A 20,871-nucleotide genomic window follows, 5' to 3' on the forward strand; every position below is an offset into this window, starting at 1 on the left:
ATATGCCACGGGAGGCCTGTACGCGTTAGACAAGTAGATACGCAGCTTACAAGGCCTCGCCGTAATACGGACGAGGCCTTTTTTGTTTATGGCGTCTCCGTGATCGGCATCACTCGCGGAGATCATCATGGACGAAAGAAGCCCAGAGTTGACAAGGTATGTAGACGCCACGACCGAATGGCATGGCGACAGGCGCGAAGCGCATTTTCGCCTCAGCCGGATGTTGTACCCGTACGAGTACTGGAGTCTTCCGATGCAGGAAGAGCGGAACAGTCACGCCTTTAATGTGCGCATTGCTGAAGAGGATTCGCGGACCACTGCGCGGGCATCTACTAACGGCATGCGTGCGGCTGTGGCACGCTTGTGGTTGCTCGTGACGCGTAGCGTCACGACGCGCTGAGCAATCCGTCGAGGCCGCACTATTGTATTGCGACCTCACGGTTTGCCCGCTTCCTGCGGGCGAGATCACGCAATCAAGGAATCACCGGCTCGACCAACTTCGCCAATTGCGCCAGCGACTCCTGCCAACCGAGATAGCACATCTCCACGGGAATAACCTCGGGCACGCCTTCCTGCACGATAGTGAGCTCACTCCCGCACGATACCTGCCGAATGGAAACCGTCGTAGTCATCTGCCCGGGAAGATTCGGATCGTCGAACCGATCCGTATAGCGAATCTTCTCGAACGGTACGAGTTCGAGGTACTCGCCACCGAACGAGTGGCCCTCACCCGTGCCGAAATTGTGAAAAGACATTTTGTACGTGCCACCCACGCGCGCATCCAGATGATGAACCTTGCAGGTGAAACCATACGGCGGAAGCCATTTCGCTTTCGCATCGGCTTCCAGAAAGGCGCGATAGAGTCGCTCGGGGGTCGCGTGCAGGACGCGGTGCAGACGGATGGTTCCGGTAGTCATGGTGTGCTTACCTTTCACTAAAAAAGTTGGACATACCTGTACGACGAATCCGCGGCGTCGATATCGACAACGCTTCTTGCCAGGGAAAACCCGGCAGCGCCGCCACGACGTTTAGAACCAGCGCCAGATCCCCGCGGCAAACCCGCTGAGCGGCCCGTGCGCCCAGGTTGCCGCGAGCCACACGACGAGCCCACCCATCAGCGCGTGCATGCCGAATCCACCGAGCCGCGCACGGCCGGCGGCGATCGCCGCGAACGGCAGATAGCTCGTCTTCGATTCCCACACCGGCCACTGCTCGGGCTGAAGCTGCTCCTTCTTCCGGTCCTGCATCGCAGAGCCGACAAGCGCAAGAACGATGACCGCCGCGCCGAGAATCATGTTCTTCGCGATCGGAAACACCGCGATATGGCACAGCCCCCATAAAGCGAACGACCACATCATCGGATGACGCGTTATGGCGAATACCCCGAGCGCGACCTCCGGGAACGCGCCCGGCCGACCGCCGGTGGGCAGCGCCGGATTGCGGATCAATGAGCCCATCAGGAGAATCGACGCGATCAACATGACGACGGTGACCACCGCCCAGAGCACGTCCCCAACCGGCCAGAACGGCGACGTCAAGGGCGCTTTCACATAGGCCCAGATCAGCCAGCCGAGAGTCACGAACGCCACCAGCGAATAAACACCCTGGAAAGCCGCTGCGCCAATCGCGCGGACCAATACCCCACGCAATGGATGAGACAAGAGAAAGTGGCTGCCCACAAAAGCGACCGCCGCCACTGCCACTGCCTGGGTGCTGTCCATGGCCTTGTTCCTCGACTGATAGTGTGGGAAGACTCGATGAAATCGTTATAGACGATGCAAGTGCGTGTACATTGGCAACGAGTGGTTTCCGACCCGCCACTGCGTCTTCTTATCGGTCGTTATCGGAGTGAGTCAGTCCTACAGTCGCGCAGGAGCCCGTATGAACAAGCACAGCAAGAAAGCTCATCTTGAAGCGGCGGCGTCACATCACGAACAGGCAGCGCGGTATCACCACGGGGCGTCCCGGCACTTCGAAACGGCTCAGGGTCAGGATCATGCGCACGCCGCGCATCAGGCGATGATGGCCCACGGCCACACGTTGCAAGCCATCGACGAGGCTCACGAGGCCGGCGCGCACAGCACGGGCGCGCCGCCGACAACGCCTGCTTCGACCGCGCCGGGCGCCAGCAATGCCAGCATCGTTAGCGCGGCGGCGAAGCAGCACGCAACGGCAGCGGAACTCCATCTGCAGGCGGCGCAGCATATGCGCCACGCCGTCAAACTTTTCGACCAGGATCGCGGCGCAGTCGCTCACGACGCACAGCTCGCGCTCACGCTCGCATTGCGCGCTTTATCTCACGGCAACGAAGCGGCCCGACTGTTTGTCAGGCTCGCCGCCGTCGACGCTTAGCGAACCGAACTTCCAATGAGCCTGGCGCGCGCCGGATCCGCGCGCGCTACGCACGGCCAGATCCAGCGTTCAATCAGGACTAGGCTTTCCTCTCAAGCAAGTCTGCCGCGACGGTCTTCGCATGGGCGACGGCTTCTTGCGCATTGAGGAAGACACCGAGCTGATCCCAGTGTTCTTCCACCGCGTAAGTGCCCCTCGTTCCTAGCGCGCGCTGGACGCGCAATTGCGCCGCATAGCCGCCCTCTTCCAGTTGCCGGGCCGTTGCAACGACTTTGTGAGGGAGACCAGAGCGCTCTGGCTGAACCAGCTCCAGAGAACCGCCCGGCACACCCACATCGTTCAACACATTCCTTGCCTTGCAGTCTGGGCAGTAGAAACACCACCCGCTGTCCTCGCGCTTGGGTTTGACCTGCCCGCGAGCGAGCACGGCGCGACACTCAACGTTTTCGCAGATGAACGGCATAGCTGTCTCCGGAGTTGTTTGCGGAAATCCTAGCATGACCGTCGACGCGTAACCATTGGCATTGATGCCTTATTTGCGCAGTGTCCGGTGGATCGCGGATTCAGATGCAGCGCAGAACGCGCGTGTCAGAGATACGTGGCGAGCGCCACGACCACGGCGGCCGCGATGGCGAGCAATAACAGCGCCAGTGCCGCCGACGCCAGGCGCGGCGCCTGGACGTCCGCCGGCAGGGACTTACGGCCTGTCAGCATGGGTCGCAGCAGGTTGTGCCCTTTGGCGACCGCGTAGAGCAGAATGGCCGTCACGTGCAGCACGACGGCGATCAGCAGCATGTCCCACACGACGGCATGCAGCGTGGAAATCGCATTGGCGATCGGTGCGGGCATCCATTCGGAGAGGGGGCCCACGTCGGCGACGTCGTTGTAGACGTAGAGCCCGGTGAGCGTTTCCGTCAGCAGTAATGCGAGCAGCAGAAGCACCATCCACGCGCCGGCGGGATTGTGGCCGACCTGCACGTCCGGATCGCGGCGCAACACGTGTCGCAGATGCTGCAGCGCGGCAACGGGCGAAGCCAGAAAACTGTGGAATCGTGCTGTCTCGCTGCCGAAGCAACCCCATAACAAACGGAACAGCACCAGCGCGAGTAAGGTTTCGCCGATCCGGACGTGCCAGTCCATCCAGTTCAATCGGATGGTGACGTAGGCGGTGACGACCAGCACCACCACGGACCAGTGGAAGAGACGGACGGGCAAGTCCCACACCACTACCGCTCGATGAGCAGACTGCTGCGCTGCACTAAGCGGTTGGTCGGGATCCACGTGTTGGCCCTCGCGTGCCTATGGCTGAGTGGGCGACGCCGTTTTATCGCTCGACGAATACACCACGATAGCTACCATACAGCGACATGACGATCAGCGCAGTGGCGAGCGGCGTCACGATAAGTGCGCGCACAAGCATCGGTACGAAAGGAACCAGTAACGCGCCGGTGACGATCGCGAAGAGACCCAAACACGCGACGGGCCAATTGCGCACCACAGCACGCACACTCGCTGTCATCGCGTTAGCCGGTGAAGCTTTGTTCAGTACCACCAGCGCCGGGGCGAACCACAACAGCGCAACCGGAATCACATGGAGCAACGCATTGAATACCGGCTCCAGCGCATTGTCCGCGCCATTGTGCGTGGCGTAAGCGAACGTCAAAGCATGCACGCCATTCGCCGCAACGGATGCCTTCACGCTCACATGGAATGCCGCGAACAAAATCAATTGACCGATGTACGTCGCGGCAACGCAGCACGCTCCGATAGAGAGCAATGCGGTCCGATGCGCATGGACGACGTCGACCATCTCGCTGACCGACCAATGCGCACCATTGCTCGAGCGCTCCTGCATCATCACGACGGCCGCCATGGCGATCGGCGCGACGAGCATGCCCAGCATCAACAACGACGGTACAAGATCCAACAGCGTCGCGATATCGGCGCAGGCCAGCACCGCCGCGAGCCACAACACCGGCCGGACGCGAGCAATGCGCGCGCCCTCTTCGAGCCAGCCTGCGAAACTCGCCATACCGATCATGCGAGCGTTCGGAAGACGTGAGCCTTGCGCATTGTGTGCGCCGTTCGGGACTGCCGAGTCGTGCAAATAGTGCATTTTCATGACCATTTCCTTTTTACGGAGTGAGTAGACAGACGTGAGTCACCCGCGCCGCCCGTGTCAGGAGGCGTGCCCTGCTTCCAGCCGGGTGGTGATGACCTCAAGCTGCCGCTGAACGTAGTGGGCCAGCGCGCGCCAGGTCATGCGCGTCAGCCACACACAAACAAACAAACCGAAGACACCTGCCAGCAGCATCGCGAATCCGTAGATCATCACGCCGATGCTTGAGTGACGTGGTCCGAAAATCATCACGTCGTTGATACCGTTCTTGATCGCGACGTGGTCGTTATCGATCACCACCGAATCCGAACCGCTGTGTACGGACAGACTTTTGGGTTGGCCGCCCGCGCCTTGTACGAAGGACAAATGGTCGCCGTGATTCGAAACGTCCCACGCCATGGCTTTCGGATCGCTCCCAACGCGCGCCACGGACACATGGTCGCCATCGGCATCCTTCAGATCGAGTGCGATGATGTCGGCCCGGGCGATCGACCATGAACCGTCTTTCTCGACCTTGAACCGATCGCGTCCGCCGCCGACTGAGTCGATCTTCAGCTTGCCGTCTTTATTCTCGATGTCCACCGGGCCCGCAAGCGTCACCACCGAAATTCGCGTGGCGTCATCGGGCCGCAGGAAGAAACGGTCGCCCACGACTCTGAAGACCTTCATGTCCACTTGCGCAAGACGCGCGTCGTCAGAGTTGGAGGCGACGTCTTCATCATCGTCGTCGTGCGATGCCTTGCCGCTCGCCTTACCGCTCGAATTCGCGCTGACGTGGCCCACATCGTCGCTTTCGAAGGTGAACGGCAGCGACGTGAACGACGACGGCCACCCCAACAGATGATGACTACCGAGCGCGATAACCGTCACGAATCCGGCGACCGCAAGCGCACCGGACACCGCGTAACCCACCGTCAGCATCAGCAGATAAAACATGAACGGAATCAGCAGGAACAACTGCAACAACCCGAGCCCGGCGATCGACACGATCACCTTCGCCAGATTGCCGAACGACCGCCGTGCTTCCCACTGACGCAAGGTCGCCTGGGCCTTCAACTCACGCGCCAGTTTGATCGGGTCGCCGAGCGCCGCGACCACGTCGGCCTCATTGCGACCGGCGGCGAGCGCGTCGCCGAAATACTCGTGGTAGTCGGCCACGATTTCGTCCACTACGTGCTTCGGCAAACTCCCCAGTTCAATGCGGAGTTTCTGGATAAATTCTTCCTGCGTCATTCCTGTTCCCCTGTTCCGGAGGGCATGCGGGATAGAGCCAGCACGCCATTGACCTCATCGACAAAACTGCGCCATTCGTCTTGCATTTCCGCGAGACTGTCGCGGCCGGCGTTCGTCAAGGTGTAGTACTTGCGCGGCGGCCCCGAGTTGGATTCGACGAAGTACGTGGTGACCCACGCTTCAGCCTGGAGCCGGCGCATCAGCGGATAAATCGTGCCCTCGCTGATTTCCATGGTTTCCGATAGGGTCGAGACGATCTCGTATGCATAACTGTCGCCGCCGGCGAGGACGGCAAGCACACACATGTCGAGAGTGCCCTTCTTAAGCTGGGTTTTCATTCAGAGCCATTTTGTTGCGTGCATAGCACGGTACCTTGTTATGCACTGGCGGGAGGTGGTCTTCCCCGTTTGTTGGTAGGTACTCTAGCAGCCGGTACCGTTCAATGCAAGGTATCTTTTTATGCACAGGCCGGAGACGGCCGATGGATCGAATGAGAACCGCGCGAAGCGAACCGAGGCTTCGCGCGTTGCTGTGGCAGCGGTGTTAGTTCGTTGCCTGAGGGGCGCCCTTCTCGTGCAGCGTGATGACGAGCGACGGCAAGTATTGCGGGACGGTAATCAGCGAACTCTCGTCGTCGTCCCCACCGTCGCCGCCGGCATCGGTGCCGAAGCGGAAGTGCTTCGGCTCGATCTTGGCGGTGGTGGCTTCGATGGCGCCTTCAGTCGCCGCGTAGCCCTCTTTTTCGCAGCGGATCTTGAGCACGGACGCGGACCGGCGAACCGTTACGGTGTCGGGCGCGGTGACGGACCAGTCGCCTTTATCGTTGGACAGTGCGCATTTCGCGTCGGTAATGGGTCCGGTTGGGCCCACGACCGAGACCGACAACTCTTCACGTTTCGGGTCCTGGCCGCCGTCGTGGCCGCCGTTGGCGCCGGTCACGTTGACGGTGTTTTTTCCAGTGACCATGAATTCGCTCATTCCTTGCGCGGCCATTGCACTGGCCGAGAAACTTGCGATTATTACGAAGATGACAGATTTCATACAGGTTATATCCGTGGCGCGTGAGTTATAAATTTTTCTTTGCGACGGCGATCTTATTACATGTCAATTTATTTAGGGTGTTTGTACTGACTGTTTATTCACTCCGAAATATCGGGGTGTTAAATCCAATTGAATTATCTATGGCGCATGGGGTGGTTGGGTTTGAACTTGCGGCTTTCCGGACTCTAAATATCGTGATGCAACCCTTGACGGAGATCAATTGATTCGCCAAGGGTCTACCCGAAAATCAATCCGGTAGAGCACCGAATTGGACAATTACTTAGTCGATCTTGTCCAATTCTTCTGTGGGCGATGACGCAAGCGCCTGGTGGCTGACTCGATTTCGATGCAAACCTCCGGCGTTGAAACGAAGAAGACTCTTGTCATCTCTTCCGACGTGCGCGAAGCAGCGTGCTTCACCATCTAAGGCGCCGGAAACAAGCTCAACGGTTAGGTAATGAATAAGAAACTGGGCTGGACCGTGGCGACCAGTGTTGTCGTCATCCTCATCGGGGCATGCGCCTGGTGGGTAAGCATGCAGATCAAGACATGGCCGGATGACATCGCCCATGCGAACGGACGACTGGAAATGGCGCGCATCGATGTCGCGGTCAAATACGGCGGGCGCGTTGTCGAACTGCCCGTGCATGAGGGCGATTTGCTCCAGGCCGGCGCCGTGGTTGCGCGTGAGTCCGACGCTGAACTCCAGGCGCAACTTGCCGCCGCGACCGCTGCGCGCCTCCGCACGGTCGATGCGGCGCGGCGCGCACAAGCCGGAACCGATGCGAGCGCAGCGCGCGAGCGGCTCGCGCGGCTCGACTGGACACAGACGGCCGCACTTTTCCACGAAGGTCAGGTGTCGTCGGTCGAGCGCGACCGGCGCCAGCTTGCGCTCGATGGCGCCCAGGCGGAGCAGAACGCCGCGCGTGCAGCACTCGGCGAAGCGCAGGCAGCGATCGCCGAAGCTGACGCGCAGATCGCCCGGATCAACGCCATGCTCGCCGAAACGACCGTGCACGCCCCGCTGGCGGGACGGGTCGAGTATCGCGTCGTCGAAGTTGGCGCGGTGGTGCCCGACGGCGGTCGAGTGGCGTCGATGCTCAACCCTGACGACATCTATTTCACGGTCTTTCTTCCCGGCAAGCAGGCGGGCACGCTCGCGATCGGCACCGAGGCGCGCATCGTGCTCGACGCGTTCCCGAATGAACCCATCCCCGCGCGAATCGGCTATGTTGCCAGCGCCGCGCAGTTCACGCCGAAGTTCGTCGAGACCGAGGATGAGCGAGCGAAGCTGATGTATCGCGTGAAACTGCAATTACCCGTGGAGGTTGCGCGTCGTCTCGCGCCGCGCCTGAAGGCCGGCATGACCGGCGAGGGCTATGTGCGGCTCGACACGTCGCGGCCATGGCCGGCCGGGCTTACCATGCGCGCGAACTAGGCGATGGAACTCCCCAGCGGCCTGCCACCCTCCCCCCTGAACGCCAACGCTACCGCCATTTACCTTGACGGCCTTTCGCATCGTTACGGCAAGAAGCTCGCGCTCGACGCGGTGTCGCTGACGCTGCCCGCGGCCACGACAATCGGTCTCATTGGCCCCGACGGTGTTGGCAAATCGACGTTGCTAAGTCTTATCGCCGGTGTGAAGCGAATGCAGCATGGCGATGTGTCCGTGCTCGGCGCCAACCTGCGCGTGCGCAGCGAGCGGGAAGCCATGCTGTCCCGGATCGCCTTCATGCCGCAAGGCCTTGGGCGCAATCTGTACCCGACTCTGTCCGTCTACGAGAACGTCGATTTTTTTGGTCGGCTGTTCGGCCTGGATGCGGCGCAGCGCGCGGCGCGCATCCAGCGCCTGCTGGATGCGACCGGTCTCGCACCGTTTCCCGATCGGCCGGCCGGCAAACTGTCGGGCGGCATGAAGCAGAAGCTCGGTCTGTGCTGCGCGCTGGTTCACAATCCGGCACTGCTGATACTCGACGAACCCACCACGGGTGTCGATCCGCTATCGCGCCGGCAGTTCTGGACGTTAGTCGACACCTTGCGCGCCGAGCAGGCCGGCATGACGGTGATCGTCGCGACTGCGTATATGGAGGAAGCACAGCGCTTCGAGCATCTCATTGCAATGGACGGCGGTCGAGTACTGGTGAACGACAGCACGGCAGCCGTGCTCGAACACGCTGGTACGCAGGACCTGGAAGCGGCGTATGTGTCGCTGCTGCCTGGAACGTCACGCGGCGAGCGCAACGAGCTCAAGATCCCGCCGCGGCCACAGGCTGGGGATACGCCCGTGATCGAAGCAGAAGGACTCACTCGGCGCTTCGGCAGCTTCGTCGCGGTCGACCACGTGAGCTTTCGCATCGAACGGGCCGAAATTTTCGGTTTTCTCGGCTCGAATGGTTGCGGTAAAACGACGACCATGAAAATGCTCACGGGACTGCTCGACGCATCGAGCGGGACCGCGAAGCTACTCGGCAATACAATCGACGCGACCGACATGAACACGCGGATGAAAGTCGGCTACATGTCTCAATCGTTCTCGCTGTACGAAGAAATGACGGTGCGGCAGAACCTCGATCTGCATGCCAGGCTGTACCGTATGGAAGGCGAGCGCGGCCGCCTGGCGGTCGCCGAAGCGCTGTCCGGATTTGAACTATTACCTTACGCAGACGCACGGCCGGCCACGCTATCACTCGGGATTCGCCAGCGGCTGCAACTCGCAGCTGCGTGCGTACACGGACCCGAGCTGCTGATACTCGACGAGCCGACCTCCGGTGTCGATCCCGGTGCGCGCGATATGTTCTGGCGGCATCTGGCGAGTCTGTCGCGCGACCAGCATGTGACCATTTTCATTTCAACCCATTTCATGAACGAAGCGGCGCGCTGCGACCGCATCTCGTTCATGCATCGCGGCCGGGTACTCGCGGTGGGCAGTCCCGCTGAACTGATCGCGCAGCGCGGCGCGGCGACGCTTGAAGACGCGTTCGTGTCGTTTCTGGAAGAGGCGGAGGTCACGGATGCGCCAAGGCCCACGCCCGAAGACTCGCCTCTACAGGTCGCGGCGGCCCAACCCGCGCGCGCCGCATTCGAACGACAACCGGCCCGCGCACTGCCTGCGAGTTCGTCGTTACTGCGTATCTGGAGTTTCGCGCGACGCGAGTCGATCGAGCTCGCGCGCGACAAACTGCGGCTCGCGTTCGCGTTGCTCGGCCCGGTCGTGCTGCTACTCGCTGCGGCGTGGAGTGTGTCGTTCGACGTCGAGAACGTGCGCTTCGTCGTGCTCGATCGTGACCAGAGCCTCGCGAGCCGCGAATTACTCGAACAATTCTCCGGTTCGCGCTATCTCGTGCCAGTCGGCATCGTGCGCAGCGACAGCGAGGCCCAGCGTGTGCTTCGCGCGGCCGATGCGCAACTGGTCGTCGAGATTCCCCCTGATTTCGGCCGCGATCTGCTGGCCGGGCGCCGACCGGAACTGGCGTTCCGTATCGACGGCTCGAGTCCGTTTCCGGGTGCGACGATCCGCACTTATGTCAACGCCATCCTGCTCGACTACGCACAGACGAAGGCGCGACAGTTGCCTGTCGCCGCGCCCGCGTTGCCCATGTCGGTCGAGACGCGCTTCATCTATAACGACGAATTCCGCAGCATCTATGCGATCACGCCCGGCATCATCATGCTCGCGCTGATCCTGATCCCGACGATGCTGACTGCGCTCGGTGTCGTGCGAGAGAAGGAAATGGGTTCAATCACGAATCTGTACTCGTCGCCGGCCGGCGTCGGCGAATATCTGCTCGGCAAGCAGATGCCCTACGTCGCCCTCGCGATGGCAAGTTACGTCCTGCTGCTCGTTCTAACCGTCACGCTGCTGGCTGTGCCGCTCAAGGGGTCGCTCGTCGGACTGTCGATCGGTGCGCTCCTGTTCATCCTCGCCGCGACAGGTCTGGGCCTGCTCGTATCGACCGTGGTCCGCTCACAAGTTGCGGCGATCTTCGGCACGGCGATTCTTTGCCTCGTTCCGTCCGTCAATTTCTCCGGACTGCTGTATCCCGTATCGACGCTGACAGGTAGCAGCTACTGGAGCGGACTCGGCTTTCCGTCGTCGTGGTTTCAGTTGATCAGTCTTGGCAGCTTCACGAAGGGACTCGGGGTAAGCAGCTTCGGCGCCCCGTATGCGGCGTTACTGGGTTTTGCGATCGTGTATCTGATTGGCGCCTATTGCCTTTTGCCGAAGCAGGAGGCCTAGACGATGACGCAATGGCTCAAGAACGTCGCGCGTCTCAGCCGGAAGGAAATTTACAGCCTGTTCAGCGACGCGACGCTAATGCTGCTGATCGTGTTCGCGTTCACGCTCGCCGTGTATTCGGTCGCAAAGGGCATCAAGGCGGAGGTGTCCAATGCGTCGGTCGCCATTGTCGACGCCGATCATTCCGAGTTGTCGCGCCAATTGCGCGCGGCGATCCAGTTGCCCTACTTCAAACCGCCCGTCGACGTGGATCGCCGCAATATCGATACCGAACTGGATCGCGGCCACTTTATCTTCGCCGTCGAAATTCCGCCACGTTTCGAAGCCGATGTACTGGCCGGCCGCACGCCCGCCATCCAGGTGCTGGTGGACGCCACCGCGATGACCCAGGCGGGACTTGGCACCGCGTATCTTCAGGAAATTTTCACCAACGAAACACTGCTCTTCTTGCATGCGCGTGACATCGACATGCAATTACCCGCCGCCGCGGTCGTGAGAGTGCTGTTCAATCCCAACACGGAATCGTCCTGGTACACGTCCACCATGCAGATCGTCACCAACATCACGGTGCTGTCGATCATTCTGGTGGGCGCAGCCGTGATCCGTGAACGCGAACACGGCACGATCGAGCATCTGCTGGTCATGCCCGTGCGCGCGAGCGAGATTGCTCTCGCGAAGATCATCGCGAACGGCACGGTGATACTGGTCATATCGTTGTTGTCGCTGTGCTTCGTGGTGAACGTGTGGTTGCGCGTCCCGCTGCAAGGCTCGCTTGCCCTGTTCGCGTTGAGTACCGCTCTCTACCTGTTCTCAGTGACGGCGCTCGGTATGTGGCTAGCGACACTCGCACCGGCGATGCCGCAATTTGGCCTGCTCGCCGTGCCCACTTACGCGGTCGCGTATTTACTGTCGGGCGCGGCAACGCCGGTGCAGAGCATGCCGGTCGCGATGCAGCCGGTCGTGAAGATGCTACCGACCACGCAGTTCGTCACGCTGACCCAGGCGATCCTGTTTCGCGGTGCTGACATCCACGTGGTGTGGCCGCAATTGCTCGGCGTCACACTCGCGGGCGGGATCTTTCTCACCCTGGCGCTAACGCGCTTCCGGTCGATGCTTGCACAGGCGGGCTGACGACGTGAAGGCAGGCAATCAGATGAATTCGGAGCGATGACGTGAAGCAGATGAAGATGCCAACCTTGCCGGACAAGATACGCCGCTTGCGCAAACGCGCATGGCCCACGGCGCTTGTGATCGCAATCGCCGTGGCAGGCACGCTCGCCGCCTGCACGTCCGCGGTGAAGGTCGATTTGCCTGCGCCGCGGGTCTTGCCCAGCGCGTTCGAGCAAGTACCGGCCGCGAGTGGTGCGCAGACCGATCTCGCTCACTGGTGGCGCGACTGGCAAGACCCGGAACTATCGCGCTATGTCAACGAGGCGCTGCAAGCGAACACCGAATTGGGCGTCGCACAGGCCCGCGTGCGCGAGGCGCGCTCTCTAGCCGCGGTGGTGGATTCCGCGCGCTACCCGATGCTGTCCGCACAAGCGGGAGCGGAGCACGGTTTCGGCAACTTGCGCGACCCGACAGAGGTACCCGACGGCAGCCCCGATCTGGACGGCTATGCAGGTGGCGTAACCTCAGTGTGGGAAGTCGACATCTTCGGGCGGCGCGCAAGCGACTCGGCCGCCGCGTCCGCGCTAGCCGACATGGCGCTGGAAAAACTGCGTGGTGCATGTATCGCAATCGCGGCCGATGTCGCACAAAACTATCTGGCCGCACGTGGTTTGCAGCGCAGGCTTTTACTACTCGACCGCAGTCTGAACACGCTGCACGACATGCAGCGTTACGCCGAGGCACGTTTTCGCACGGGTCAGGCCGTACGCTACGACGTGCAACGGGTGACGGAGCAGATCGCGGCGCGCGAGGCCGAGCGACCGGTGCTTGTCAGCGAGATCGACGTGCGACGGCGGCGTCTTGCCGTGCTGGCCGGCAAAGCCGCGCAGCAGGCAACGCCGCTCGATGCGCCCGGTACATCCCGCGTACCCGACGTACCCACGGGCGAGTTGCCGTCCACTGTGCTCGAACGCCGTCCTGACGTGCGCGCGACGGCCGCGTCGGTACACGCGCAAGCCGCGCGACTGGGCAGCGCAGAAGCCCAGTTGTTGCCGCGGTTTTATCTCACGTTCGTTGGCCTTGACGGTCATTTGCGGCTGGACGGTCTGCCCGGCTTGAGCGGTTCGGGCGGCCTGATTGGCGTCGGCGCCGATCTGCCGATTTTCAACGCCGGACGCATCCGCTCGAACATCGCGGCCAACGACGCAGGCCTGCAGGCAGCGCTCGGCGAGTACGACGGTTCCATATTGCGCGCGCTCGAAGAGGTGGACAGTTCGTATGGCGCGCGTCACGGACTCGACATGCGTATCGAGCGCCTCGACGCGACACGCTTAACCGCGGGCCGGAACGTCGAGGACGTACGGCAGTTGTACGAAGGCGGCCAACTGACGATGCGGGATGTGCTGGACGCTCGACTGGACGCATTGCAGCGCGAGGACGAATTGATCCAGGCGCAAACGGCTCAGGCGCTCGCTACTGTGCGGCTCTATCTCGCGTTGGGGGGAGGGTGGTCCATTGCGGAGACGACGGTGCCTGCCGGTGGCGTGAATCGGGGTCTGTTGCAATGAAGCCTTCTGTTCACCTTCATGCTTGCGAGCGCCGGAAAGGTATCGCGGCCGAACCCGATCCGTCGTTTGTCGGGCAAGCTCATGGTTGATCGTCAACCACCCATCTCCGTCTGACTGGCAAACAGGCGCGCGCCGCACGCGAGCTCGTCGCCATCGCATGCGGCCGGTTGTCCTGCGAAGCGTGCATTGCCGGACACTCGGGCGATGTGGGTCTGGCCGTGGATCTCACAGATCGCCGGGTCGTGCAAGCGTGCGATCGCACGACCTTTTATGCGGGACCGCGGCGCGCCCGACAACACGTGGCCGCCGTGGCTGTGAGTGTCGCCTTCGACGATATATCGGTTTTTACTCATCCATTCCTCTCGTTGCGATGGCTAACAGCGTTGCGCCGGCGCCTAGAAATCCCAGCTGAATGTTTGCGGATTCGCCTCGCGCGAATTTTGGTCAGGCGGCGACACCATTACGATGCTCGCGTGGAGCGGGTCGCGCAGGTTGACGAGCGCGCTTGTCTTGCCGTCGTTGTATCCCATCATCAGCGCGAGCGTCATTTGCACCCATGTCGAGCTTGTGCCTGTGTCGCCGCCGATGCGGCGTTGCATGTCGAACGCGTCCTTCGGGTCGTCCAGATCGATGTGCTGCGGGTTGTCGTGCAGTGCCTGGATGAGCAACGCGAGATGGTTGGTCGACATGCCGGTGTCGTGGAACATTCGGCCGGGTTGGTCGTTGGGAGCGAGGGTGCCGAGTGCCTGTTGCCAACCTTCACGCAGTTTTTCGATGCGTTCGCCCTTCTTGAGCGGTTCGCCGTGGCTGTTGCTCAGGTCGATACGTACCGGTCGATGCAGGTACGCGAGTACTGGCCAGTTGTCGTATTCCGTCAACTGCCATGTGGTCCATGGTATTGGGACCCAGGGGTTCGGTTTGAAGCCTTGCGGGATCTTCAATGGTGTGGTCTTCCAGAACTCGGGAAGTTTGCTTTGCCAGTAGTCCCATGGCATCTCGTCCTTGTCGTGCTCCCAGTAGGCTTTTTGGACATTCCAGAAGTAATTCCACAGCTTGATCACGTCATACTGTGTTTTGCTGTTGTCGATTGCTTCGGGCGCGTGGACAACGTAAGGTCGGATCATCCGATCTATTCGGTCCTTTCGCGTTACGAGCAGCGCAACGAAGCTGTCCGGCTGTGGTGGAAAGAAATACTCTTTCAGGTTCGATTGCTGCACATAGTTATCTCCAGGAGTTCGCATATATGCGCGGGTATTGAGACCGTCCTCAATCAACACAACCGCGGCAGGCAAGTCCGGATGCGCATCGAAAAATTCGAATAACCGATTCACTACATCGTCACCATGCTCGGTATGGATCTCGTCGAGGCGGATGTATAGAGGGTTGGTGATGCCTGCGCCGTTGTCTGCGTCGCCGATATGTGTCGCCATGCGATCAGCGAGCTCATCGGCAGGATTGCGGGGCGGCCCGACAGCGATGACGGGAATTGGCCAGAAGTCAACCCAGCGCCGCAGCGTATAACCGAATACATTGTTCTCGCGCTGCCTGCCTGCAAAAGAACGGTCGGCGCCTGTGTAGGGATATTTTTTAGGGTCTTGCAATAGCAAAGTGCCAGAAGCGCCAGCCTCGTCGAGACGCATTAGCATCGCCCGCTGTCGGAATCTGTCGACGGTCACGCCAAAGCGACGTATCTCCAGCGTGAAACGCGGATCACGCGGAGCGGTGGCTGCGACCGCTTCTGCCTGCAAAGCTGTGTTCCGTACGGCCAACGGATCAACCTGCTGCACGTCCTTGCGATCCCATACACAGTACCCGGCATACAACCCAGCCGCCAGCAATACAGGGGGCACAGTTAGAAGCAGTAGTCGTCGAATCATCGAGGTATCTTCCAAAGATAAATAACCGCCAATCATTAACAGCTTGAGCATCGCGATCCACACCAAAGTCAGAATCGCTAGCCCGGACGGGACGAGAAAGAGCCAACGGCTCGGAGGTCGAGTCAGAGGTGTTGTCATGGGAAATCAGAAAAGCCGAATTTTTTCCAGTGCGTTGGAGCGCATTTTCTGCGCAGTCGAATCGTTACGCGTCTTGATGATTTCACTAACTACCGCTGGCGGCGGAGTCCTAGGTACAAGTTTTTCGGGTGGGAAATTGGCGTACCTGTAGTAGTCTGTATTTGCTTCAACAACGTCACGCGTCGTCCAGTCGAGGCTGCCATATCGAGGACTAGTTTTTTCCAAGTCACCCGCAGCTATTCGCCAATCCGCAATCGCCCTCAACAATTCTGTCCAATCCGGATCATCAAGCACCCGCGCTTGTCCAATCGACATGTCAAACGCCGTTGCGCAACGATGATTGCGCCGCCCGCTCATCACCGCCGAGTGATACGAATCATCCACTCGATAACTGTTCATCAGCCTCACCTTCGCCTCGTTTGGCGTTTCATACCGGATCACCACGATCTGCCCCGCTACAACCGGCACATCCGAATCCCCAATGGTCGGCGGGAACGCCCGGTACACCTTGCATTGGTCGTCGGGCTGCTTGCCCGCGTTCAGCACGCCTGCGACATCGGTAGTAGCCGGTGGCTTGCCAGGATTCAGTCCTGGCCACGGCATCATCTGAGGCGGCAGAAGCTCGAGCTCCGACACACTGAGCGCCGTCTCGGCCTCGACCTGATCGATCGACTGCCTCCCTGCATGTCGCTCGTTCAAGGAAACGCCATCAAGCGGTGCATCCCCGCTGCCCGGAAGCGCATTCGCCTCCATCTCCGGATCGAACGGCGGCGAGAGTTCCTCGCCGTTGATGGTGCGCATCGTGTTCTCCGCGATTTGCGCCTGTTTCACGCTTGCTGCCCCGCCGGTCGTTCCGTGTGAACTCTCACCCTCAAGACGCATGTTGTGCGGCCCTGGCGGCGTCCCCACCTGCACCGGCTTGCCCTGTCGCACGCGACGCGTAAAGACCCGTTGCAACAACGAACCGGATAGCAGCGTGACGGTTTCTTTTTTTGCGCCAGACTGCGCAGCGGACACCTGAAGTGCGTCGGGCAACCCGATACAACCCATCCCCGCCACGCCCCTGAGGCCGATGAATAGCGTCGGAGAGAGGTTGTCGTGGGCCGATACGCACGTGAGATGGCCGCTGATGCCGCCCATCAGGCTTTCGTGGAGGGTGGCGTGCTGGAGGGCTAGCAGGTGGCCTACGGTGCGTTGGGCTCGCCCGAAGTTCAAACCGACAGGACGGTTGTTCCAGTCGACCGCGCCTGTGGCAAAGCTTTTTAAGGTTTGGTTGGTAGACACAGGTTTCCCCCGCTATCGATGAAAACGTATGAGATTGCGTGGGTCGCTCAGCCAAACACCTGACGCTGCACGAAATGCCAACGTGCCGCTTCCGGGTCGTATAAGGCCAATTGCTTCGCTTCGTTGGGAGCGAATTGGATCAGTGGCGGGTCATCGCGCAAGCAGAATGCTCGCTCCAACGCATCTCGCGCGGAAGCCGGCGCATCAAGCCATTGCCGCACCGCTTTCTGCGTTTCGCGCCAGGCAAACAGGCCGGCCTGCTGATGTAGGGCGTCGATGATCGTCCACATATCGGAGTCGATCTGGAGCGACTGCTGATCACTATCACCACGCGGCCGCCTGCCTTGCGTCAAGGTCAGACGTGTCAGACAGCCGTTTTCCCGTACGACGAGCCGATAGTCGTGCGCTAACCAGGCTAAGTGAAATGACAACGGCCGCTGGAATCCCCGGCAGGAGAGAAAGGCTTCCGGCGCGACGTTCCTCACAGGCCTGATTTCGAAATGCACTGACAGCTCCTGAGAAATCAGGCCGAGACCGTCGAGCATTGCATCGAATGGGGAAAGGAAGCAGCGGACGGCGTGCCCTACCGAAGTTCGATCGGTGAAAAGCTTGGTGGATTGGTTGTGGTCCGATTGCGTTAGTTGCACGGACATTTCCGGGTTGACGGAGTGCGTCTCACTGCTGCTTTGTTCGAAGCGCTTTCTTGTTTGATCTTGATTGCTGCCCATTCCACCGCTCCCACTCGCGTGAAATTACGCCCACGCGGTTGATGATTGAGCGGCGGATTCTATAGATCCTCTAATATTTTTCGGTAAAGATTAGTCAAGACTGCGTGGACTATGCTGAATCGCAGTTTTGGTAAAAAACGGGGCTTAAGAACGGAATGGGAAAAATCCGTTTAATTTGGTAGCGGACTAAGAATTCGCCGTAAATTCACTTGTAGCGACTGAAGTGACGCCGACGCGCCGCGACCAAGGCTTCAATGCCCCGACGCCCATAGCGCACGTCTTGAGTACATATCCGCGCACAAGTTTTTACGCTCCAACATTCGCATAATATCCATATTGCATCGAATCGATTTTGCCTTATCAATTAATGACAAATATCCAATTGATTTTAGCGCGTCGTCATACGTAAAATCTGGCGATGAAACGAGCGCGATCAGATAAAGAGGCGATATGGGTACGCGGAGCGGGGCAATAACAGGAGGACTGTCACAGCAGGGCCGTCTTCTGAAACTGGATACTCCGGCTGGCAATAATGTATTGCTGCCCCATCGAGTCACCGGTCGCTCACGGATCGGCCGCGACTTCTTTTTCATGCTCGACTGCGTATCCACTTCGGGCGACGTTGAACTCAAAACGCTGATCGCTCAGGCAGTCACGCTGTGGATGCAGCAGACCGACGGATCTTATCTGCCGCATCATGGCTACGTCCATACTGCGCGCAGACTGGGCGCCGATGGCACGTTGACCAGTTATCAATTGACCTTTTCCTCGTGGATGCACTTCCTGAAGTTCCGCCGTGACCAGCGGCACTGGCAGGACAAGAGCGTCGACGAGATCATTACAGACGTATTCAACCAGCATCCACAAGCGCAAGGCATGTATCGCTTTGCTCTGTCGAAGCCGCTACCCACGCGTTCGTACTGCCGGCAGGACGACAGCGACTGGAATTTTGTGCACCGACTGCTGGAGTCCGAAGGACTGTACGGATTCTGGCAACAGGCCGCCGACGGCAAATCGCATACGCTTGTCGTCACCGATCGCCTCGAAACGTTCGATCCGCTTTCGCCCTCGACGGTTCGCTTCTATCGTGCCGACACCGGGAACGAAGCCGATGCGCTCACGCAATGGTCGGGTACTCGGACGCTCCAATCTGTGATGCTGTCGACCCGCACATTCGACTACAAGAGTCCATCGACGCCGTTCAATCCCAAAGGCACTTCGATTCCGACAGAGGCAAATCAGGGAGCGCTGCCCGCTCAGGCGGAAGTCTATGAATACACGGGCGGCTATACCTATCCCGAGCAGGACCGCGGCGATCATCTGTCGAAGATTCGCATGGAGGAATGGGAGTCGCAAGCGAAGCGGTTTCACGGCCTAGGAAGCCTGCGAGCGATGGACGCGGGGCGGCGGTTCACATTGACCGATCACCCGGAGCACGACCTGGACACAGCAGTCCAACGCGAGTTTGCGACCATCGAGGTCGAGTGGGCCGTCGAAAACAATCTCCCACTCTCCGGGCATGAGGCGAACTACCCGCACAGTCTGAACGATCAGTTCGAGCAGCCTCGTACCAGCGGTGACGGTCAGACGTTCAGCGTGAACTTTGCGGACGGCTCCACTGGCTTCTACCGTATATGCATCGAAGCGCAACGCACGACAGTGCCATACCGCAGCCCGTTCGAGCACAGTAAGCCCGAGGCAAAGCTGGAGTCGGCGATCGTGGCCGGTCCTAAGGGACAGGAGGCCTACACGGACGGATTGAACCGGGTGAAAGTCCTCTTCATCTGGGACCGGCTCAATCCGGGGGATGAACGTGCATCGTGCTGGGTGCGCGTCGCGCAGTCCGACACCGGAGATGGTTATGGCGGTGTCCACATGCCGCGCGCGGGTGAGGAATTGCTGATCGGTCACATCGGCAATGACATCGACCGGCCTATAGCGCTTCATCGCGTGTACAACGGCGCGGCGAAACCGCAGTGGCATTCGAACGCCCTGCTTTCCGGCTATCAATCGAGGGGCTTCGGCGGGACAGGCGCCTACAACGCATTCGTGCATGACGATGCCACCCATCAGGGCGGCACACGTATCGTCAGCTACACCGGAAAAAGCTATTCGTCACTCGCGCAGGGCTATCTGATCCAGCAGGACGGTAATACACGTGGCCGATATATTGGCTCGGGCGTGCTATTGCACGCTGACGATTACGTTTCGATGCGCGCGGCCAAGGGGGTGTCAATAGGCTCGCATTCGAACGCATACGACGACGAGCAACTGAGCGTAGACGGCGCGCGGGCGCAACTCACGCACGCGGGGATGCTGGTGGAGTCGCTTTCGAGCGCCAGTGTGACGGCGCAAGCGGAATCACTGCAAATAGGTCAGGACGCGCTGAAGGGTCTGACTACGGCGATCCAGCACCCGGAGTCCGGGCAAACTTCAGGAGGCGCGACGGCGGGCGGCGGGACAGGCAGCGCCAACGGGTTCGCAAAGCCGGAGATCGTGATTGCGTCGGCGGCCGATTTTGCCGCTGTGGCGGACGGCTCGGCGCACGTGGTGGCGCAAGCGGAGGTGAACGTGGTTGGCAGCGGGAACGTCAACGTGGCGGCAGGCAAATCGTTGATCGCAGCGGTGGCGGAGACGATCAGTATCTTTGTACAGAAAGCTGGCATGAAGCTGTTCGCCGCGAAGGGGCCGATCAAGATTTCGGCGCATACCGACGACATGGGGCTCAATGCTGGTCAGACAATGACGGTCACCGCGAAGCGTATCGTGCTCGATGCTACGGATGAACTCATTATCAAGTGCGGTGGCTCCTATACGCGATGGGTGGCAGCCGGGATCGAAGATGGCACGCGCGGACCCCGCTCGATCAAGTCGGCGTCGTTCAGCCGGCAGGGACCAAGTTCGATTGCCGAGCATATGAACAGCCTGCCGCAGGCCAAGTTCAACGATCCCTACGTGCTGCGTGATCGCATTACGGGCGACGTCCTCAAGAATCACCCCTACGAACTGGTGCGTGCCGATGGTACCCGCCTGACTGGGATGACGAACGAACAGGGGCATGTGCCCGAGCAGAAGAGCGAGGACGTTGAGTCGGTGATGCTGCGTGCATTGCGACCGGGTTCCAACGCGGGCGGCGGTTCGGCGTGAACCATTTTGACTAGTCGATATACATTGCACGAACCAC

Annotated in this window: 19 protein-coding genes and 1 pseudogene; 7 read left to right on the forward strand and 13 right to left on the reverse strand. The window is 60.4% G+C overall.

Annotated features, from left to right (window positions below):
• The first annotated feature begins 127 nt into the window (after positions 1-127).
• Positions 128-400 carry a hypothetical protein gene (locus tag GGD40_RS23685; RefSeq protein WP_179745292.1) on the forward strand — a complete coding sequence of 91 codons (273 nt, stop codon included), beginning with the start codon at positions 128-130 and terminating at the stop codon, positions 398-400.
• Between the two features lie 73 nt (positions 401-473).
• Here the strand turns inward: GGD40_RS23685 and GGD40_RS23690 are convergent, their stop codons facing one another.
• Positions 474-917, reverse strand: coding sequence for an SRPBCC family protein (locus GGD40_RS23690; protein ID WP_179712535.1), 444 nt, complete (start codon positions 915-917; stop codon positions 474-476).
• A gap of 111 nt (positions 918-1,028) precedes the next feature.
• Positions 1,029-1,721 (reverse strand): NnrU family protein, encoded by a 693-nt coding sequence (locus GGD40_RS23695; RefSeq protein ID WP_179745293.1) that lies wholly within the window; start codon positions 1,719-1,721, stop codon positions 1,029-1,031.
• Positions 1,722-1,881: 160 nt separating this feature from the next.
• Between GGD40_RS23695 and GGD40_RS23700 the strand changes: the two genes are divergently transcribed.
• Positions 1,882-2,352 carry a hypothetical protein gene (locus GGD40_RS23700; protein WP_179712531.1) on the forward strand — a complete coding sequence of 157 codons (471 nt, stop codon included), beginning with the start codon at positions 1,882-1,884 and terminating at the stop codon, positions 2,350-2,352.
• Between the two features lie 79 nt (positions 2,353-2,431).
• On the opposite strand, the gene GGD40_RS23705 is transcribed toward GGD40_RS23700, so the two are convergent.
• From GGD40_RS23705 to GGD40_RS23730, 6 genes are all read right to left on the reverse strand, one after another.
• Positions 2,432-2,815 (reverse strand): hypothetical protein, encoded by a 384-nt coding sequence (locus GGD40_RS23705; protein ID WP_179712529.1) that lies wholly within the window; start codon positions 2,813-2,815, stop codon positions 2,432-2,434.
• A 125-nt stretch (positions 2,816-2,940) separates the two neighbouring features.
• Positions 2,941-3,576 carry a cytochrome b/b6 domain-containing protein gene (locus GGD40_RS23710; RefSeq protein WP_373565418.1) on the reverse strand — a complete coding sequence of 212 codons (636 nt, stop codon included), beginning with the start codon at positions 3,574-3,576 and terminating at the stop codon, positions 2,941-2,943.
• 100 nt (positions 3,577-3,676) lie between these two features.
• On the reverse strand, positions 3,677-4,474 hold the full coding sequence (locus GGD40_RS23715) for a BPSS1780 family membrane protein (protein ID WP_179745295.1): 798 nt from the start codon (positions 4,472-4,474) through the stop codon (positions 3,677-3,679).
• A 57-nt stretch (positions 4,475-4,531) separates the two neighbouring features.
• Positions 4,532-5,704, reverse strand: coding sequence for a DUF1700 domain-containing protein (locus GGD40_RS23720; RefSeq protein WP_179745296.1), 1,173 nt, complete (start codon positions 5,702-5,704; stop codon positions 4,532-4,534).
• Positions 5,701-6,042 (reverse strand): PadR family transcriptional regulator, encoded by a 342-nt coding sequence (locus GGD40_RS23725; protein WP_179745297.1) that lies wholly within the window; start codon positions 6,040-6,042, stop codon positions 5,701-5,703. Before GGD40_RS23725 ends, GGD40_RS23720 begins: the two co-directional genes overlap by 4 nt.
• A 205-nt stretch (positions 6,043-6,247) precedes the next feature.
• On the reverse strand, positions 6,248-6,682 hold the full coding sequence (locus tag GGD40_RS23730) for a hypothetical protein (protein WP_179712521.1): 435 nt from the start codon (positions 6,680-6,682) through the stop codon (positions 6,248-6,250).
• Between the two features lie 544 nt (positions 6,683-7,226).
• Here GGD40_RS23730 and GGD40_RS23735 point away from each other — a divergent pair.
• From GGD40_RS23735 to GGD40_RS23750, 4 genes are read left to right on the forward strand one after another with little or no spacing between them, the layout of a single operon-like run.
• Positions 7,227-8,183 carry an HlyD family secretion protein gene (locus GGD40_RS23735; RefSeq protein WP_373565349.1) on the forward strand — a complete coding sequence of 319 codons (957 nt, stop codon included), beginning with the start codon at positions 7,227-7,229 and terminating at the stop codon, positions 8,181-8,183.
• Positions 8,184-8,186: 3 nt separating this feature from the next.
• Positions 8,187-10,982, forward strand: coding sequence for a ribosome-associated ATPase/putative transporter RbbA (rbbA, locus tag GGD40_RS23740; RefSeq protein ID WP_179745299.1), 2,796 nt, complete (start codon positions 8,187-8,189; stop codon positions 10,980-10,982).
• A gap of 3 nt (positions 10,983-10,985) precedes the next feature.
• On the forward strand, positions 10,986-12,113 hold the full coding sequence (locus GGD40_RS23745) for an ABC transporter permease (RefSeq protein WP_179712515.1): 1,128 nt from the start codon (positions 10,986-10,988) through the stop codon (positions 12,111-12,113).
• A gap of 50 nt (positions 12,114-12,163) precedes the next feature.
• On the forward strand, positions 12,164-13,660 hold the full coding sequence (locus GGD40_RS23750) for an efflux transporter outer membrane subunit (protein ID WP_257030697.1): 1,497 nt from the start codon (positions 12,164-12,166) through the stop codon (positions 13,658-13,660).
• A gap of 92 nt (positions 13,661-13,752) precedes the next feature.
• Here the strand turns inward: GGD40_RS23750 and GGD40_RS23755 are convergent, their stop codons facing one another.
• From GGD40_RS23755 to GGD40_RS23770, 5 genes and pseudogenes are all read right to left on the reverse strand, one after another.
• The gene (locus tag GGD40_RS23755) at positions 13,753-14,013 is read right to left on the reverse strand and encodes a PAAR domain-containing protein (RefSeq protein ID WP_179712513.1); all 261 of its coding nucleotides are present in this window, start codon (positions 14,011-14,013) and stop codon (positions 13,753-13,755) included.
• A 42-nt stretch (positions 14,014-14,055) separates the two neighbouring features.
• Positions 14,056-15,588 carry a type VI lipase adapter Tla3 domain-containing protein gene (locus tag GGD40_RS23760; protein WP_257030563.1) on the reverse strand — a complete coding sequence of 511 codons (1,533 nt, stop codon included), beginning with the start codon at positions 15,586-15,588 and terminating at the stop codon, positions 14,056-14,058.
• A 93-nt stretch (positions 15,589-15,681) separates the two neighbouring features.
• Entirely contained in the window at positions 15,682-16,725 is a 1,044-nt protein-coding gene (locus tag GGD40_RS23765; RefSeq protein ID WP_257030698.1) for a DUF3274 domain-containing protein, read from the reverse strand.
• Between the two features lie 15 nt (positions 16,726-16,740).
• Positions 16,741-16,959: pseudogene (locus GGD40_RS37405) on the reverse strand (hypothetical protein); the annotation flags it as partial.
• 47 nt (positions 16,960-17,006) lie between these two features.
• Positions 17,007-17,687, reverse strand: coding sequence for a hypothetical protein (locus tag GGD40_RS23770; protein ID WP_179745301.1), 681 nt, complete (start codon positions 17,685-17,687; stop codon positions 17,007-17,009).
• Positions 17,688-18,137: 450 nt separating this feature from the next.
• Here GGD40_RS23770 and GGD40_RS23775 point away from each other — a divergent pair, with 450 nt between their 5' ends.
• Positions 18,138-20,834 carry a type VI secretion system Vgr family protein gene (locus GGD40_RS23775; RefSeq protein ID WP_179745302.1) on the forward strand — a complete coding sequence of 899 codons (2,697 nt, stop codon included), beginning with the start codon at positions 18,138-18,140 and terminating at the stop codon, positions 20,832-20,834.
• Positions 20,835-20,871 lie beyond the last annotated feature (37 nt).

It is taken from the genome of Paraburkholderia bryophila (genome assembly GCF_013409255.1).
Classification (GTDB): domain Bacteria; phylum Pseudomonadota; class Gammaproteobacteria; order Burkholderiales; family Burkholderiaceae; genus Paraburkholderia.

What these genes read in the sequence shown, in the direction of transcription:
- GGD40_RS23685 (WP_179745292.1), top strand. Translation starts at nt 128, where the DNA reads ATGGACGAAAGAAGCCCAGAGTTGACAAGGTATGTAGACGCCACGACC.
- GGD40_RS23690 (WP_179712535.1), bottom strand. Translation starts at nt 917, where the DNA reads ATGACTACCGGAACCATCCGTCTGCACCGCGTCCTGCACGCGACCCCC.
- GGD40_RS23695 (WP_179745293.1), bottom strand. Translation starts at nt 1,721, where the DNA reads ATGGACAGCACCCAGGCAGTGGCAGTGGCGGCGGTCGCTTTTGTGGGC.
- GGD40_RS23700 (WP_179712531.1), top strand. Translation starts at nt 1,882, where the DNA reads ATGAACAAGCACAGCAAGAAAGCTCATCTTGAAGCGGCGGCGTCACAT.
- GGD40_RS23705 (WP_179712529.1), bottom strand. Translation starts at nt 2,815, where the DNA reads ATGCCGTTCATCTGCGAAAACGTTGAGTGTCGCGCCGTGCTCGCTCGC.
- GGD40_RS23715 (WP_179745295.1), bottom strand. Translation starts at nt 4,474, where the DNA reads ATGAAAATGCACTATTTGCACGACTCGGCAGTCCCGAACGGCGCACAC.
- GGD40_RS23720 (WP_179745296.1), bottom strand. Translation starts at nt 5,704, where the DNA reads ATGACGCAGGAAGAATTTATCCAGAAACTCCGCATTGAACTGGGGAGT.
- GGD40_RS23725 (WP_179745297.1), bottom strand. Translation starts at nt 6,042, where the DNA reads ATGAAAACCCAGCTTAAGAAGGGCACTCTCGACATGTGTGTGCTTGCC.
- GGD40_RS23730 (WP_179712521.1), bottom strand. Translation starts at nt 6,682, where the DNA reads ATGAGCGAATTCATGGTCACTGGAAAAAACACCGTCAACGTGACCGGC.
- rbbA (WP_179745299.1), top strand. Translation starts at nt 8,187, where the DNA reads ATGGAACTCCCCAGCGGCCTGCCACCCTCCCCCCTGAACGCCAACGCT.
- GGD40_RS23745 (WP_179712515.1), top strand. Translation starts at nt 10,986, where the DNA reads ATGACGCAATGGCTCAAGAACGTCGCGCGTCTCAGCCGGAAGGAAATT.
- GGD40_RS23750 (WP_257030697.1), top strand. Translation starts at nt 12,164, where the DNA reads ATGAAGATGCCAACCTTGCCGGACAAGATACGCCGCTTGCGCAAACGC.
- GGD40_RS23755 (WP_179712513.1), bottom strand. Translation starts at nt 14,013, where the DNA reads ATGAGTAAAAACCGATATATCGTCGAAGGCGACACTCACAGCCACGGC.
- GGD40_RS23760 (WP_257030563.1), bottom strand. Translation starts at nt 15,588, where the DNA reads ATGCTCAAGCTGTTAATGATTGGCGGTTATTTATCTTTGGAAGATACC.
- GGD40_RS23765 (WP_257030698.1), bottom strand. Translation starts at nt 16,725, where the DNA reads ATGGGTTGTATCGGGTTGCCCGACGCACTTCAGGTGTCCGCTGCGCAG.
- GGD40_RS23770 (WP_179745301.1), bottom strand. Translation starts at nt 17,687, where the DNA reads ATGGGCAGCAATCAAGATCAAACAAGAAAGCGCTTCGAACAAAGCAGC.
- GGD40_RS23775 (WP_179745302.1), top strand. Translation starts at nt 18,138, where the DNA reads ATGGGTACGCGGAGCGGGGCAATAACAGGAGGACTGTCACAGCAGGGC.